The sequence below is a fragment of the Mesorhizobium sp. L-2-11 genome (assembly GCF_016756595.1).
Taxonomy (GTDB): Bacteria; Pseudomonadota; Alphaproteobacteria; order Rhizobiales; family Rhizobiaceae; genus Mesorhizobium.
This window is the reverse complement of the sequence record NZ_AP023257.1, coordinates 6,458,694-6,473,387: the sequence shown is the minus strand read 5'-3', so window position 1 is coordinate 6,473,387 and position 14,694 is coordinate 6,458,694. Positions and strand designations below refer to the sequence as shown.

General features: G+C 63.1%; 14 protein-coding genes and 1 pseudogene. 13 read left to right on the top strand and 2 right to left on the bottom strand.

The features are described 5' to 3' along the window. The first annotated feature begins 448 nt into the window (after positions 1-448). From JG739_RS30745 to tnpC, 13 genes are all read left to right on the top strand, one after another. Positions 449-1,408: an NUDIX hydrolase gene (locus JG739_RS30745; RefSeq protein ID WP_010913550.1), complete on the top strand. Its 960-nt coding sequence runs from the start codon at positions 449-451 to the stop codon at positions 1,406-1,408. 64 nt (positions 1,409-1,472) lie between these two features. Then, positions 1,473-2,447: a quinolinate synthase NadA gene (gene nadA, locus JG739_RS30740; protein ID WP_006333927.1), complete on the top strand. Its 975-nt coding sequence runs from the start codon at positions 1,473-1,475 to the stop codon at positions 2,445-2,447. Beyond that, positions 2,444-3,985, top strand: a complete 1,542-nt coding sequence (locus JG739_RS30735; RefSeq protein WP_202364612.1) for an L-aspartate oxidase — start codon at positions 2,444-2,446, stop codon at positions 3,983-3,985. Before nadA ends, JG739_RS30735 begins: the two co-directional genes overlap by 4 nt. Position 3,986: 1 nt before the next feature. Next, positions 3,987-4,868: a carboxylating nicotinate-nucleotide diphosphorylase gene (nadC, locus tag JG739_RS30730; protein WP_010913548.1), complete on the top strand. Its 882-nt coding sequence runs from the start codon at positions 3,987-3,989 to the stop codon at positions 4,866-4,868. A gap of 503 nt (positions 4,869-5,371) precedes the next feature. Beyond that, a complete protein-coding gene (gene bioB / locus JG739_RS30725) occupies positions 5,372-6,367 on the top strand; it encodes a biotin synthase BioB (RefSeq protein ID WP_010913547.1) in 996 nt (331 codons plus the stop codon). Beyond that, the gene (locus tag JG739_RS30720; RefSeq protein WP_202364611.1) at positions 6,364-7,503 is read left to right on the top strand and encodes an 8-amino-7-oxononanoate synthase; all 1,140 of its coding nucleotides are present in this window, start codon (positions 6,364-6,366) and stop codon (positions 7,501-7,503) included. The genes bioB and JG739_RS30720 overlap by 4 nt, the downstream gene beginning before the upstream one ends. After that, a complete protein-coding gene (gene bioD, locus JG739_RS30715; RefSeq protein ID WP_202364610.1) occupies positions 7,500-8,135 on the top strand; it encodes a dethiobiotin synthase in 636 nt (211 codons plus the stop codon). The genes JG739_RS30720 and bioD overlap by 4 nt, the downstream gene beginning before the upstream one ends. After that, positions 8,135-9,400 carry an adenosylmethionine--8-amino-7-oxononanoate transaminase gene (locus tag JG739_RS30710; RefSeq protein ID WP_202364609.1) on the top strand — a complete coding sequence of 422 codons (1,266 nt, stop codon included), beginning with the start codon at positions 8,135-8,137 and terminating at the stop codon, positions 9,398-9,400. Before bioD ends, JG739_RS30710 begins: the two co-directional genes overlap by 1 nt. Next, positions 9,397-10,380 (top strand): beta-ketoacyl-ACP synthase III, encoded by a 984-nt coding sequence (locus JG739_RS30705; protein WP_202364608.1) that lies wholly within the window; start codon positions 9,397-9,399, stop codon positions 10,378-10,380. Before JG739_RS30710 ends, JG739_RS30705 begins: the two co-directional genes overlap by 4 nt. A 58-nt stretch (positions 10,381-10,438) precedes the next feature. Next, entirely contained in the window at positions 10,439-10,891 is a 453-nt protein-coding gene (gene panD / locus JG739_RS30700; protein WP_202364607.1) for an aspartate 1-decarboxylase, read from the top strand. Between the two features lie 161 nt (positions 10,892-11,052). Further along, positions 11,053-11,439, top strand: coding sequence for a transposase (locus JG739_RS30695; RefSeq protein WP_183445375.1), 387 nt, complete (start codon positions 11,053-11,055; stop codon positions 11,437-11,439). Further along, positions 11,436-11,780, top strand: a complete 345-nt coding sequence (gene tnpB, locus JG739_RS30690; protein WP_183445374.1) for an IS66 family insertion sequence element accessory protein TnpB — start codon at positions 11,436-11,438, stop codon at positions 11,778-11,780. The genes JG739_RS30695 and tnpB overlap by 4 nt, the downstream gene beginning before the upstream one ends. A 76-nt stretch (positions 11,781-11,856) precedes the next feature. Then, positions 11,857-13,497 (top strand): IS66 family transposase, encoded by a 1,641-nt coding sequence (gene tnpC / locus JG739_RS30685; RefSeq protein WP_202364606.1) that lies wholly within the window; start codon positions 11,857-11,859, stop codon positions 13,495-13,497. A gap of 377 nt (positions 13,498-13,874) precedes the next feature. On the opposite strand, the gene JG739_RS30680 is transcribed toward tnpC, so the two are convergent. Both JG739_RS30680 and JG739_RS30675 read right to left on the bottom strand, forming a co-directional pair. Then, positions 13,875-14,066: a hypothetical protein gene (locus JG739_RS30680; protein ID WP_010913541.1), complete on the bottom strand. Its 192-nt coding sequence runs from the start codon at positions 14,064-14,066 to the stop codon at positions 13,875-13,877. A gap of 304 nt (positions 14,067-14,370) precedes the next feature. Then, positions 14,371-14,496: pseudogene (locus JG739_RS30675) on the bottom strand (beta-ketoacyl-ACP reductase); the annotation flags it as partial. Positions 14,497-14,694 lie beyond the last annotated feature (198 nt).

Sequence of the window (14,694 nt, the reverse complement as noted above, 5' to 3'; positions counted from 1 at the left end):
CCGCAATCCACGGCCCGCTCGACCGCACGGCGCTTGGTATCCCAGTCAAGTTGGCGCAAACGCAGCGCCGTCATGGTCGGTCCGATGGCCATGTCGCTCCGCCGGCCCCGTGCCGGATGTCTCGCCATTGAAACGGAGAACAGTGCGCCGTCAACCAACCTTACCGGAGTGGTGTAGGTCGTCAGGCAGATAAGCGCCGTGCTGCCTTTCGCGCACGCATATCCGGCGGCGTGATCGCCTTTTACGATACCTCCGACGCTCAATCGACGTCTCTCCTCACCCAGCGTCACCCACGGCGAGTGTCGCGTTTGGCATATTTTTGTGCAGGTTCGAAGAGGTAAAGTCGCCACAGCGCGTGGTGTTGACGCGACGATTGGTATGATAAAGAACAGAACTAAATCGGTTTAGACAGTTCGCACGGAGGTCTAACCCAAGTGGCTCAGGAACCATGGATCAGGCCAAAGGACCAAGGAAAGGCAGAACCATAGGCAAGACCAACAATGTCAACGCCGACCTGATCGCAGTCGTGGTCGCCGTGAACGACGCTGGACCATGTGTTCTGACCATCGAACAGGGGGCCGCTCTTCCCTCGGGCCCGTTTGAGCTCGCTCATCGTTCGCTCCAGTCGGGGCTTAGGGCATGGGTGGAACTGCAGACCGGTCAGCCTCTCGGTTATATCGAGCAGCTCTACACCTTTGCCGATCGCGATCGGGTCGGCGCCAACCAGCGCGTGATCTCGATCAGCTATCTCGCACTCACCCGCGAAGAAGATGCGGGCGCCTCGGGCAGGCGCAGTTGGGCCAGCTGGTACGACTATTTCCCGTGGGAGGATCATCGGTCCGGCAGGCCCCCGATAGTGCTGGAAGAATTGCGGCCGCGCCTTATCGAATGGGCGGACGGCGCGGACGACGGCGCGACGCGCTTCGATCGCCGACGGCGAGCGGCGGTTGCCTTTGCCTTGGACGGCCGGGCATGGAACGAAGAACTCGCGCTGCAGCGCTACGAGCTGCTCTACGAAGCCGCCCTGGTGGAGGAAGCAAAGCGCGGCGGAGTTTCGGCCATCCTCCCTTCGGTGCCGGGCAGATCGATGATCGCCGATCACCGCCGCATTCTGGCAACGGCTATTGCACGACTGCGCTCCAAAATTAAATACCGGCCTGTTGTGTTCGAACTGATGCCGCCGCTCTTCACGCTTTTGCAGCTACAGCGAACTGTGGAGGCGCTCTCCGGCAGGCTCATCAACAAGCCGAACTTTCGCCGGCTCATAGAGCAGCAGGAACTGGTTGAGAAGACCGGGGCGACGACCGCCGAGACCGGCGGCCGGCCTGCGCAGCTCTACCGCTTCCATCATACTATTCTCGACGAGAGGCCTGTGGCCGGCACAAAATTACCGCTCGCACGGGCTTGACACCCCTTATAGTCACAACGATTATATATATCTTATAATCAGATGGACTATAACCGGAGGCTCGATGAGTGCCGTCCTGCCTTCGAGCGCCTCACTGTACGACCGCGTTCGGCGCGTTATCCCACCGATCGAGTGGTCGGTCTTCGTCGAGGATATCGACGCAATCCTGAATCTGAAGCGACAGCGCAATGCGGTCATCCTGGCGCATAACTACCAGACGCCGGAGATTTTTCACTGCGTGGCTGACATCGTCGGCGACAGCCTGGCGCTGGCCCGCAAGGCGATGACAGTCGATGCCGAAATCATCGTGCTCGCGGGCGTGCATTTTATGGCTGAGACCGCCAAGCTCCTCAATCCGGACAAGACCGTGCTCATCCCGGATCTCGGCGCCGGCTGTTCGCTGGCCGAGTCGATCACCGCCGAAGACGTGCGCCTGATGCGGCAGCGTTATCCGAGCGTTCCAGTGGTGACCTACGTCAACACCTCCGCCGCGGTGAAGGCTGAATCCGACATCTGCTGCACCTCGGGCAATGCGCTCGCGGTGGTGAAATCGCTCGGCGCGCCGCGTGTGATCATGCTGCCCGATGAATATCTGGCGAAGAACATCGCGGCGCAGACCAAGGTCGAGATCATTGCCTGGAAGGGGCGCTGCGAGGTGCACGAACGCTTCACCGCGGCCGACATCCGCGAGCTGCGTGAGGCCCATCCCGGCATCAGTGTACTTGCCCATCCCGAATGTCCGCCTGAAGTGGTCGCGGAAGCCGACTTCGCCGGCTCGACGGCGGCGATGTCCGACTATGTCGCGCGGCATAGGCCGGCGCGTGTGGTGCTGATGACGGAATGTTCCATGAGCGACAACGTCGCGGTCGAGCATCCGGAAGTAGATTTCGTGCGCCCATGCAATCTGTGCCCGCATATGAAGCGCATCACGCTCGCCAACATCCGGACCGCGCTCGAGGAGAACCGCCACGTCGTCACGATCGATCCTCATGTCGCTGAACGGGCCCGCTGGGCTGTGGAACGCATGCTCTTTGTATGACGGCGGACATCCATCACATTGGCGGAGCGCCGGTCATCATCGGCGCTGGTATCGCCGGGCTCATGACGGCGCTACACTTGGCGCCGCAACCAGTCGTCCTTCTGTCAAGGACCTCGCTCGGAACCGAAGGCTCGAGCATTCTAGCCCAGGGCGGGCTCGCAGCGAGTCTGGGGGAGGACGACAGCCCCGACCTGCACCTCGCCGATACGCTTGCTGCCGGCGATGGGCTTTGCGACGAACAAATGGCCAGGCGGGTGGTAGAGGCCGCACCTCAAGCCGTCGAGAATCTCATTCGTCTTGGTACTCCTTTCGACCGCTCGCTAGACGGGAGGCTGCAGCTGGGCCTGGAAGCGGCGCATTCGCGTCGCCGCATCGTGCACGCCGCCGGCGACGCAACTGGCCGCGAGTTGTTTCGGGCGCTACTCGGCGTGGCGCGGCGAACCCGTTCGATCACGATCATGGAAGGCATGACAGCGCTTCGCTTGGTTGTCGCGGAGGGCAGCATTGTTGGCTTGCTGACTGTCCTGCATGGCGCCGTGTTCGCATTGCCCACACGCCGCGTGGTGCTGGCGACCGGTGGGATAGGCGGCCTGTTTTGCGATACAACCAATCCGCTCTCCTCATTCGGGCACGGCCTGGCGCTGGCAGCCTGTGCTGGAGCGGAACTAGCCGATCTCGAATTCGTGCAATTCCACCCGACGGCCCTCGACATTGCGCGCCGGCCAATGCCGCTTGTCAGCGAAGCAGTGCGTGGCGAAGGCGCGGTGCTGATCGATGAGCACGGCCATCGCTTCCTGGCAGACACGCCCGGGGCAGAACTCGCATCGCGCGATGTGGTCGCGCGGGCGATCTCCGATCAGCTCGCAGCCGGGCATGGCGTCTATCTCGATGCCCGACATTGTCTCGGGCAGAAATTCGCAAGACGCTTTCCGGCAATCGACGCTATTTGCAAGCATGCCGGCATCGATCCGGCGGTGGAACCCATTCCCGTGCGGCCCGCTGCTCACTATCACATGGGCGGCGTGGCCGTTGACGCCGAGGGGCGAACTTCCGTTAGCGGCCTGTGGGCCTGTGGCGAAGTCGCATGCACAGGACTGCATGGCGCCAACCGGCTTGCCAGCAACTCGCTGACCGAAGCGGTTGCAACCGCCGCCTGGGTGGCTGAAAGCGTCGCAGCTACCTCTGCGGGTGGGCAGTGGCCTAGGCTTCCGGCAACTGTTCCCATCCGGCCCGACCCTTCACCTATTCGCCCGATTGTGTCCAATGCGCTTGGCATTGTTCGGAATGGGAAATCATTGTGCGACACGGTCGCGACACTGCTGCCGATCTCTGTTTGCGAGACGGCCGCGGCCGATCCGGCCCTGGTGGCATTGTTGATGGCGATCGCCGCCCTTCGGCGCGAGGAGAGCCGCGGCTCCCACTTTCGATCCGATTTCCCCGGGCGCGATGCCGCCGCCCTCCCCTCACGATTGACGCTCTGCACAGCTTTTGAGAATGCCGTCACGCTCAGATGGCAAGCATCCGAACGGAGCCGTTGACATGACTTCACTTGCACCACTTCCCCAGATCATCATGGAGCCCATCGTGCGTTCTGCCCTGCTTGAAGACCTGGGCAGAGCCGGCGACATCACGAGCGATGCGATCATCCCCGCCGATTGCAAAGCGACGCTGGCGTTGAATGCCCGGCAGGCAGGCGTTGTTGCCGGGCTCGACTTGGTCATGTTTGCCTTCCTGCTGGTCGATCCCGGGATCAGCATCCAGCTGCGGTGTCCTGAGGGCGGCAAGGTTTCGGCCGGCCAGACCATCGCGATCGTAAACGGGCCGGCGCGCAGCCTGCTGACGGCGGAGCGGACGGCGCTCAATTTCTTATGCAAACTCAGCGGCATCGCGACGGCAACGGCTACGCTCGTAAACGCGGTGAGGGGCCATAACGCAAAAATCGTGTGCACACGCAAAACGACGCCCGGCCTGCGTGTCCTGGAAAAGTATGCGGTACGAGCGGGCGGCGGTGCCAATCACCGCTTCGCGCTCGACGACGCCGTGCTGATCAAGGACAACCACATCGCCATTGCCGGCGATATCCGCACCGCAATCGAGCGGGCGCGCCGCGCCATCGGTCACATGGTCAAGATCGAGGTCGAGGTCGACAGGCTGGACCAGTTGGAGATCGCGCTTACAGCGGGCGTCGACGCCGTGCTCCTCGACAACATGTCGGTCGAGGACCTTGCGCAGGCTGTGGCTATGGTCGGTGGCCGCGCGATCACCGAGGCTTCGGGCCGGGTGACGCGGGCGAGCGCCCCGGCAATTGCGGCGACCGGCGTCGACCTCATATCGGTCGGCTGGCTTACCCACAGCGCGCCCATTCTCGACATTGGTCTCGACATGCCGGCCGACCGAAATTGCAACAGGCATCTGAACTGATGGAGAGGACATGAACCGGGATCGCAGGAACTCCTTTGGTCGCAGGCTAACCTGCGTCAGCACGTCCCCGGTTCCACCAACAGCCGACGCAAGCCTTCTCGGCGCCAGGCGACACGCTTCAACAACGGAGGCGGGAGGGACGGACCAGCAAGGCACAGAAAGCCGCGTCGCAGTCCTTGGCGTCATCATCTGCCGACTCGACGAGATGCGCCAGTTGGCGGCCTCTCACGGGCTGGAACTTCTGAGTTATCTCCTGGACGTCGCCTTCACCGAATCCTGCGACGCGATCAGAAAGGAGCATTCCTGTGCTCAGAGTAAAATAACGGAAACCGTAATCCCCACGGATGACGTGAGTTGAGCCTGCGGGCAGCAGTTGGAGAGTCCGCTCAAGAGCGCCACCAGTCGCGTTTCGATAGAAGACTTCCCGCTGGCATGCGCCTTGTCTTCAGCATCCACTGCAACGCTCCAGGTCAAGGACGGAAGATTATGGAGAACAAGACCTTATGAACGAACTCAGCCCAGACCTGACCTCGGATCCAATCGGTTGGGCGCTTCCCCCTTGGACGCGAGCGGAAGCCCAAGCGCTCCACGACGCGCCATTCAACGACCTTTTGTTTCAGGCGCAGACCGTTCACCGGCAGAACTTCGATCCCAACAAGGTCCAGCTGAGCCGGCTTCTCAGCATCAAGACCGGCGGATGCCCGGAGGATTGCGGCTATTGCAGCCAATCGGCACATCACGAAAGCGGGTTGAAGGCGTCAAAGCTGATGGAGGTCCGGCGCGTCATCGCCGAGGCGACCAAGGCACGCGATGCCGGCGCCACCCGCTATTGCATGGGCGCGGCCTGGCGAAACCCGAAGGCGCGCGACATGGACGCGGTGGTGGCGATGGTCGAGGGTGTCAAGGCACTCGGCATGGAGACCTGCATGACGCTCGGCATGCTCGATCTTGAGCAGGCCGCTCGTCTGAAACAGGCCGGTCTCGACTACTACAACCACAACATCGACACCTCCGAGCGCTATTACTCAGAGATCATCTCGACCCGCACGTTTGCCGACCGGCTGGATACGCTCGCCAATGTCCGCGACAGCGGCATTAAGGTCTGTTGCGGCGGCATTGTCGGCATGGGCGAAGAGCCGGTGGACCGGATCGACATGCTGGTGACGCTGGCCAACCTGCCGGAGCATCCCGAAAGCGTTCCGATCAACATGCTGATCCCGATCGAGGGCACCCCGCTGGCCGAGGCCAAACCCATCGAGCCGATCGAATTCGTGCGCGTGATCGCGCTGGCCCGCATCATGATGCCGAAGTCGCACGTGCGTCTTTCCGCCGGCCGCACCGCCATGACCGATGAAATGCAGGCGCTGTGCTTTTTTGCCGGCGCCAACTCGATCTTCGTCGGCGACACACTGCTGACGGCGGACAATCCCGGCGAAGACAAGGATACTCTGCTGTTCCAGCGTCTCGGCATCGAGCCGATGGAAATCGGCACGCAATGAACGAGGCACTTCTTGCCCGGTATGACGCGTCCTTGCGCGGACTGGCGCGCAAGGACCGGCTGCGCACACTTGCACCGCGCGCCGGGCTCGACTTCTCGTCGAACGACTATCTCGGGCTTGCCGCCTCCAAAAGACTTGGCGAAGCGGTCGCGGCGGCGATTGCGCGGGGGACGCCGGTCGGCGCGACCGGATCGCGGTTGTTAAGGGGCAACTCACCGGAGCACGAGGCCCTGGAGGCAGACGCCGCGGCGTTCTTCGGCGCCGAACGCGCGCTGTTCTTCGGCAGCGGCTATATCGCCAACTTCGCTCTGCTGACGACGCTGCCGCAAAAGGGCGACCTCTTGATCCTCGACGACCTTGCTCATGCCAGCATGCATGAGGGGGCGCAGGCCGGGCGCGCCGAGTTCGTGCTGGCCGCGCATAACGACGTCGATGCTGTCGAGGACGCGATCACGCGCTGGCGCGCCGGAGGCGGCATGGGGCGCGTCTGGATCGTGGTCGAAAGCCTCTACAGCATGGATGGCGACCGCGCGCCGATGGAGGGCCTGGTCGCGCTTGCCGATCGGCACGAGGCATTCCTCGTCGTCGACGAGGCGCATGCCACCGGCGTCTGGGGATCGGACGGACGCGGCCTCGCCGCTGCCTTCGAGGGCCGCGACAACATCGTCGCGCTCCACACATGCGGCAAGGCGCTCGGCGCGTCCGGCGCGCTGGTCACCGGGCCGGGGCTGCTGTGCGACTATCTCGTCAACCGCTGCCGGCCATTCATCTACGCAACCGCGCCGTCGCCGCTGATGGCAGTGGCAGTGCGCGAGGCGATTGCCATGCTGTCCGATGAGCCTCAACGCCGCGTCCAGTTGCAGGAGCGCGTTGCCTTCGCGGGCCGCCAACTGGCCGACCGCTGCGGCGTGACACCCAGCGGCTCGCAGATCCAGCCCTTTGTCATCGGTGATAACAGGCGCACCATGGCGGTGGCGGCGGCGCTGCAGGCGCGCGGTTTCGACATACGCGGCATTCGTCCGCCGACCGTGCCGGAGGGCACGTCGCGGCTGCGCATCTCGCTGACACTCAACGTCAGCGAGGCCGACATTTCGGCCATGGTCGAGGCGCTCGTCGAAGTGTTGGCCTCGGCATGACCAAGCGCATCGTCATCACCGGAACGGATACCGGCATCGGCAAGACGGTGTTTTCGGCGGGGCTGGCCGGCCTGCTCAACGGTTTCTACTGGAAGCCGGTGCAATCGGGCCTCGACGGCGAAACCGACAGCGAGGTTGTGGAACGGCTAGCCGGCCTGCCGACAGGGCGCGTGCTGCCCGAAGTGTATCGCCTGAAGGAGCCGCTTTCGCCGCATCGTTCAGCCGAACTCGACGGCGTCGCGATAGACGTGGCAAAGCTCTCGCTTCCGGACTTGCCGGGTCCGATCGTCATCGAAGGTGCCGGGGGACTGATGGTGCCGCTCAACCGGCAGAAAAAGTTCATCGACATATTCGCTCAGTGGCGGGTGCCGGTCATCCTATGCGCCCGTACCAAGCTCGGCACGATCAACCACACCCTCTTGTCGATCGAGGCGCTCAGAGCCCGTTCTATCCCGCTCATCGGCATTGCCTTCATCGGCGATGAGGTGGCCGATACGCAGAGAACAATCGTGGAATTCAGCGGCGTGCGCCAACTTGGCAGGCTGCCGCACATCGATCCGCTGACGAGTGAGACGCTGCGGGAAGCGATGGTTGCCGGCTTCGACCTCACAGCGATCGCCGGGGGCGAATGATGTCGCAGTCTCAAGTCTGGCATCCCTTCACCCAGCACGCGCTCGAGCCCGCCATCCCTGAAATCGTCCGGACGGAAGGCGCCTACCTCCACAAGGCCGACGGCACGCGCATCCTGGATGCCATTTCGTCCTGGTGGGTCGTCACCCACGGCCACCGCCATCCCGGCATCATCAAGGCCATCGAGACGACCGCGGCGAGCCTCGACCAGATCATCTTCGCTGGCTTCACCCACGAGCCGGCCGAACGCCTGGCGAGCGCACTTGTCGGCCTCGCTCCGTCTGGCCTCGACTGGGTGTTCTATTCCGACAGTGGTTCGACCTCCGTCGAAGTCGCGCTGAAGATGGCGCTTGGCTATTTCCGCAACATCGGCGCGCCGCGTTCGCGCATCGTCGTCATGGAGCACAGCTATCATGGCGACACGATCGGCACGATGAGCGTCGGAGCCCGCGGTGTGTTCAACGCTGCCTACGAGCCGCTGCTGTTCGAGGTCGACACCATCCCCTTCCCGGCCGCTGGGCGCGAGCAGGAGACGCTGGACCGGTTCGAGGCAGTCTCCCGCGACCGGCGCGCGGCCGCGCTGATCGTCGAGCCGCTGGTGCTTGGCGCGGGCGGCATGCTGATGTATCCGGCCTGGGTTCTGGCCGAGTTGAAGAAGATCGCAGAGGCCTCCGGCACGCTGCTGATCGCCGACGAGGTTATGACCGGCTGGGGCCGCACCGGGACCATGTTCGCCTGCGAGCAGGCAGCGATCTCTCCGGACATCCTGTGCACCTCGAAGGGCCTGACCGGCGGCGTGATCCCGTTGGCCGCCACGCTTGCCACCGACGCCATCTTCCAGGCCCACTATGCCGAAGACCGGAGGAAGACCTTCTTCCACTCGAGTTCCTACACCGCCAATCCGATTGCCTGTGCGGCGGCACTCGCCAATGTCGAGATCTGGCGTGACGAACCGGTGGCCGAGCGTATCGCGGCCCTGAGCGCGAGACTGGCCGCCGGGCTTCGGCGCTTTGGCGACAATCCGGCCTTCGCCGACATCCGGACAACCGGCACGATCGCAGCCCTCGATCTGCGCACCGGCTCCGCCGGCTATCTGGCCGAGATCGGGCCGGAGCTGCGCGCTTTCTTCCTCGGGCGCGGACTGCTCGTGCGCCCGCTCGGCAATGTCCTCTATCTCCTGCCGCCCTATTGCATCACCGGCGGCGAGCTCGACGGGCTCTACGACGCCATCGAGGAGGCCGGCGAACGCTTCGGTTCGAGGCCGTGAGCGGGTTGTCGCGCCTTCTCGGCTTCGGCCATCATGCGCCCGCGCGCAAGGTCGAGAACCCGGAAATCGAAAACCGTCTCGGGCTCGACCCCGGCTGGATTGAACGGCGCACCGGCATACGGTCGCGCTTCTGGGCCACGGAAGAAGACACGTTGTCAGGCCTTGCCGCGCAAGCCGGCGACATGGCGCTGGCGAGCGCCGGCATCGACCGCAGCGACGTCGGCCTTTTGTTGCTTGCCACCTCGACACCCGATCACCTGCTGCCGCCCAGTGCGCCGCTGGTCGCGCATCGGCTGGGGCTTAGCCGCGCCGGTGCGGTCGATCTGACCGGCGCCTGCGCCGGCTTCGTCTATGCGCTGATGTTCGCGGACGGGTTCACCCGCCTGCACGGCAAACCAGCGCTGGTCATCGCCGCCAACATCCTCAGCCGCCGCATCAATCCAGCCGAGCGCGCGAGCTCAGTCCTTTTCGCCGATGCCGCCGGCGCCCTGGTGATCGGTCCTTGCGAGGATCCCTATCAGGGTATTCTCGGCGCTTCGGTGGATTCCGACGGCTCGCGCTACGGGCTGATCCAGATCCCGGCAGGCGGAAGCAACACCCCGTTCCATGGCGAGCTCGATCTCGAGCAGACCCGCATGACGATCACCGACGGCCGCGAAGTGTTCGCCAAGGCGGTTGAGATGATGACTGCCTGCTCGCAGGACGCACTCGCGGCGGCCCGGATGCGGCCGCAGGACATCGATCGGTTCGTACCGCACCAGGCCAATGCCCGCATTTTCGATGCGGTCGGGCGAAACCTCGGCATCGCCGATGAAGCGATCGTCAAGACGATCGCCGAGTATGGCAACTCTTCCGCCGCGACGATCCCGCTCTCGCTGTCGCTCGCCCATCGGGCGGCGCCGTTCCGGCCGGGGGAGAAGGTTCTTCTGGCGGCCGCGGGTGCGGGTCTTAGCGGCGGTGCGCTCGTCGTTGGAATTTAGCCGCGCGAACCGAACTGCCAAGACTGACCTTGAACGATGAATACAGGGACAACGACCAATGCGAAAACTAGTCGCCGGCAAGCTGCACGGCATCCACGTCACAGAAGCGAACCTCAACTACCATGGTTCGATAACGCTCGACCCCGACCACTGCGAGGCAGCCGGGATCCTGCCGATGGAATTCGTGGAGATATGGAACAAGAATTCCGGTGCGCGGATTTCGACCTATGTCATCCTCGGCGAGCGCGGCTCACGGTGCTGCATCCTCAACGGAGCGGCGGCTCGCACCTGTCAGCCCGACGACCCGATTATCGTCTGCAACGCCATCTACCTGGACGAAGCGCATATCACTTCGCTGAAGCCGCGCATCGTCACGTTCGACCAGGATAACCACATACTCGACCGCCTGAGCTACTCCGTCGATATTGACACAGACGGCCGTTACAGTTTCGCCATTCTTGACGAGGCGGATGAGCCTTTGGTCATTCCTGCCCTGGTCTCCGGGGCGTGAGCCGCGCTCCACAGATGTGCGAGCCTCGGCACTGAAGAGCGTCTGGTCTAAGACTCGACGAAGTTGCTGATGCTCAGCTTCGAAGTAAGCGCGTAGGCGTCCCCACGTAGCGTGCAGGCGGTTGATCGCTCATTTTCAGCATGAATCATGCGGAGAATCCTATGAGCGACAGTATGAGCCATCATCGAACATTCGAGATTTTGACGGCGGAGCCTGTGCCGTCCCGACGCAAGCCGCGCCATCGGTCGGACGAAGAGAAGGCACGGCTTGTCGCCGAAGCGTTCTCGCCAGGGGGCAATGTCTCGGCGGTTGCGCGTTCCGAGGGGCTGGACCCCTCGCAGCTCTATGCGTGGCGCCGCAAGGCGCTTTCGTCGGGCATGGTTGCGCCACTGACGGAGGGAGCGAGCAAGCCGGCGAAGTTCACGCGCTTTGAAGCGGTGGGCAGCGACACGGTGGAAATCGTCATTGGCGACGCAGTGGTGCGCGCCGGCGGCGATGTCGATCCCGATCGCCTGGCGAGGATCATCCGCGCGGTTCGTAAGGCATGATCGCTTCCGGTGTGGTGGTTTACGTGTCGTGCCAGCCGGTCGACTTCCGCAAGGGCGCGGCATCTTTGATGGCGCTGGTCAGGGATGGCGGCCTGGACCCATTCTCGGGGGCACTTCACGTATTCCGTTCGAAGCGTGCGGACCGGGTTCGCATCGTGTGGTGGGACGGCAGCGGGGTTTGTCTTTATTCGAAGACTCTGGAAGATCACAGCTTCTGCTGGCCGGGGATATCGGCCGCGCGCATGCGTCTCGACCACGCCCAGTTGATGGCGCTTCTGGCCGGACTGGACTGGAAAAAGATTCGTCCGGCCAGGGTCAGGCGGCCGTTATCGACGGGCTGAAACCGGCCTGCGGCAAGATGAATCATGCGGCTGGAACGGTTGGGAAAGCGGCTGTTTTTGTGCTCTGTTGCTTGCCATGGTTCTACCGGGTCTTGCCCTTCCCGACGACGTTGATGCGCTGAAGGCGATGATCCTTTCCATGGCTCGCGAGCAGGCTGCAAGCGAGGCCCGGATCGCAGTCGCCGACGCTCGGATCGCAGCATCTGAGGCGGAGGTCGCCCGGCTGAAAGCTGTCGAGAAAAGCGCCAGCGAGCGGATCGCCAATCTCACGTCAATCCTGAAAGTTTTACAGCGCACGCAACATGGCACGCGTTCCGAGCGGCTACGCCTGGCCATCGACGACGAGCAGGCCTCCTTTGCCTTCGAAGAGGTCGAGACCGGCCTTTCGGAAATCCGGAGCGAACTCGACCGCGCGGTCGGGAACAAGCCGAAGCGCGCCCCGCGTCCGCGCAAGGGCTTTGCTGCCCACCTCGAACGCATCGAGGAGGTCGTCGAGCCGGAAATCCCGGCCGACTGCGAGGGGCTTGAAAAGGTTCTGATCGGCGAGGATCGATCCGAGCGGCTGGACGTCGTGCCGCCGAAGTTCCAGGTCATCGTCACGCGCCGTCCCAAATACGCCTTCCGGGGCCGTGACGGCGTGGTCCAGGCTCTGGCGCCGGCGCACATCATCGAAAGCGGGCTGCCGACGGAGCGGCTGCTCGCCTATATCGCCGTCTCCAAATACGCCGACGGCCTCCCGCTTTATCGGCAGGAGGCGATCTATCTGCGCGACGGCGTCGAGATCAGCCGGTCGTTGATGGCGCAGTGGATGGGGCATCTGGGCTTCGAGCTGCAGATGCTTGCTGATTACATACTGGAGCGCATCAAGGAGGGCGAAAGGGTCTTCGCCGACGAGACGACCTTGCCCACCCTTGCCCCTGGTTCCGGGAAAACCACGAAAGCCTGGTTGTGGGCCTACGCACGGGATGACCGACCCTATGGCGGAACCAGTCCGCCAATGGTTGCCTATCGTTTTGAAGACAGCAGAGGTGCGGATTGCGTGGCGCGCCACCTCGCCGGATTCAGCGGTATCCTGCAAGTGGATGGCTACTCGGCCTATACCAACCTGGTCAAGGCACGGGCCAAAGCCGGCAGCAATGAAACAATCCGGCTCGCCGGGTGCTGGGCTCACCTGCGGCGCAAATTCTACGACCTGCACATCAGCGGGGTCTCGCAGGCCGCGACGGATTCGATCATCGCCATGACCGAATTGTGGAAGGTCGAGGACGAGGTCCGCGGCAAGGATGCCGGAAGCCGCGCCGCGCTACGTCAGGAAAAGTCCGTGGCCATTGTCGCGAGCCTCTTCGATCTATGGGAAGCGGAACTGGGCAAGGTCTCCGGAAAATCCAAGACCGCCGAGGCGATCCGCTACGCGCTCACCCGGCGGGAGGCGCTGGAACGCTTTCTGATGGACGGTCGCATCGAAATCGACTCCAATATCGTCGAGCGTGCAATCAGGCCCCAGACGATCACGCGAAAGAATAGTCTATTCGCCGGCAGCCACGGCGGTGGACGAACCTGGGCGACGGTAGCCACCTTGCTGCAAACCTGCAACATGAACAGCGTCGATCCGCTCGACTGGCTCTCGCAGACCTTGACCCGCATCGCTCAAGGCTGGCCGGCATCCGAAATCGAAATGCTCATGCCTTGGAACTTTAGGCCTGACGTTATCGGCTGACCGCTTACGCTTCGAAAGGCTGATGCCCACCACGCCTTGGGCACCGTGGGCCTTCGTGGGATGGCGCAATGTCTCGCAGCTGCTGATCCGCGAACAGCGGTTTGCATGTCTGACCCTTGTCTCAGGTTACTTGCGGTGGCGGCTTGCAAATTCTTGCTGCTTTCTCAAGCGCCGCGGCCGGGTCCTTGACGACCTGGCTTTTCATGATCTTTGCCGCCGTGTCGATCAAGCAGGCTACCGTCTTCCGCATCGGCAGCGGTGCCAACCATCATCGCGAATATGGCTAGCCGAACGGCCGCAAGCAGCATTGAGGTGGGCCTTCGGCAAGTGTTTCCCGCCGGCGCCAAGGCTCACCAGCCATCCGACGCCTGATCCGGTTACATATCAGGTTCGTCGATCGGTGGCTTGGCAGCAAGACCGAGCCTGGCTCGTTGGCCATCGGCGTAATTTTCGGCGGGAAACTGTGTCTTGAACCGAAGAACTGTCAGTTTGCCGTCCTCGACAATATGAACAACCCATCCCCCACCACAACGCTTGACGCGCACGTCATTAGGTTCGCCAGCCACCATTGCTGCCCCTCATTTTCGTCGCCCTTGGGCTGAGACTGGAAGTCGTTTCCGCACATCGGAAAACATAGGACCTTACGTAACGTCAAGCCCCGATTTTGGGATAGCCGATGCCTTGTCGATTTCAGGGTGACGGCGATTCTGGTCCGCAACGTCCGTGAGTGCTCAAATCGATTTAGATGCGCAGATTTTGCATGTTAATTCAGCCTTGTTATCCACAGCTAACGTGAATGGGAACGCGTATTCAGTCCGAGTACCTCTGCAAAAAATCTGCCGCTCTGGTGCCTCAGCGCGATCACCCGGCAATCGCCGGAAACAGTCTTGTCCGCCCGCCAAGCTCGGCAGCCAACATCTCGAGCTTTTCGACACGCGTGCCGTGCAGGCCGACGGTTGCGCCCTGCGCGTGCAGCGTCCGCGCCACGGCCTCGCCGATTCCACCACTTGCTCCGGTGACGAGCGCGTTGCGGCCGGTCTTCCACGGAAGCGGTCACTGGCGGCCATGCGCCTTTCAGATATTATCGGATACAGCTTTGGACAGGCCATCGAGCCGAACTCGAAGGGCTCGCTTAACCTTCCGGGTAGCGGTACGTCGACGTCGCTTCAACAGTTGAGAATTTTGCAAAAGATGGGG

Coding starts and splice junctions, on each gene's coding strand:
- JG739_RS30745 (WP_010913550.1), top strand. CDS start 449: ATGGATCAGGCCAAAGGACCAAGGAAAGGCAGAACCATAGGCAAGACC.
- nadA (WP_006333927.1), top strand. CDS start 1,473: ATGAGTGCCGTCCTGCCTTCGAGCGCCTCACTGTACGACCGCGTTCGG.
- JG739_RS30735 (WP_202364612.1), top strand. CDS start 2,444: ATGACGGCGGACATCCATCACATTGGCGGAGCGCCGGTCATCATCGGC.
- nadC (WP_010913548.1), top strand. CDS start 3,987: ATGACTTCACTTGCACCACTTCCCCAGATCATCATGGAGCCCATCGTG.
- bioB (WP_010913547.1), top strand. CDS start 5,372: ATGAACGAACTCAGCCCAGACCTGACCTCGGATCCAATCGGTTGGGCG.
- JG739_RS30720 (WP_202364611.1), top strand. CDS start 6,364: ATGAACGAGGCACTTCTTGCCCGGTATGACGCGTCCTTGCGCGGACTG.
- bioD (WP_202364610.1), top strand. CDS start 7,500: ATGACCAAGCGCATCGTCATCACCGGAACGGATACCGGCATCGGCAAG.
- JG739_RS30710 (WP_202364609.1), top strand. CDS start 8,135: ATGTCGCAGTCTCAAGTCTGGCATCCCTTCACCCAGCACGCGCTCGAG.
- panD (WP_202364607.1), top strand. CDS start 10,439: ATGCGAAAACTAGTCGCCGGCAAGCTGCACGGCATCCACGTCACAGAA.
- JG739_RS30695 (WP_183445375.1), top strand. CDS start 11,053: ATGAGCGACAGTATGAGCCATCATCGAACATTCGAGATTTTGACGGCG.
- tnpB (WP_183445374.1), top strand. CDS start 11,436: ATGATCGCTTCCGGTGTGGTGGTTTACGTGTCGTGCCAGCCGGTCGAC.
- tnpC (WP_202364606.1), top strand. CDS start 11,857: ATGGTTCTACCGGGTCTTGCCCTTCCCGACGACGTTGATGCGCTGAAG.
- JG739_RS30680 (WP_010913541.1), bottom strand. CDS start 14,066: ATGGTGGCTGGCGAACCTAATGACGTGCGCGTCAAGCGTTGTGGTGGG.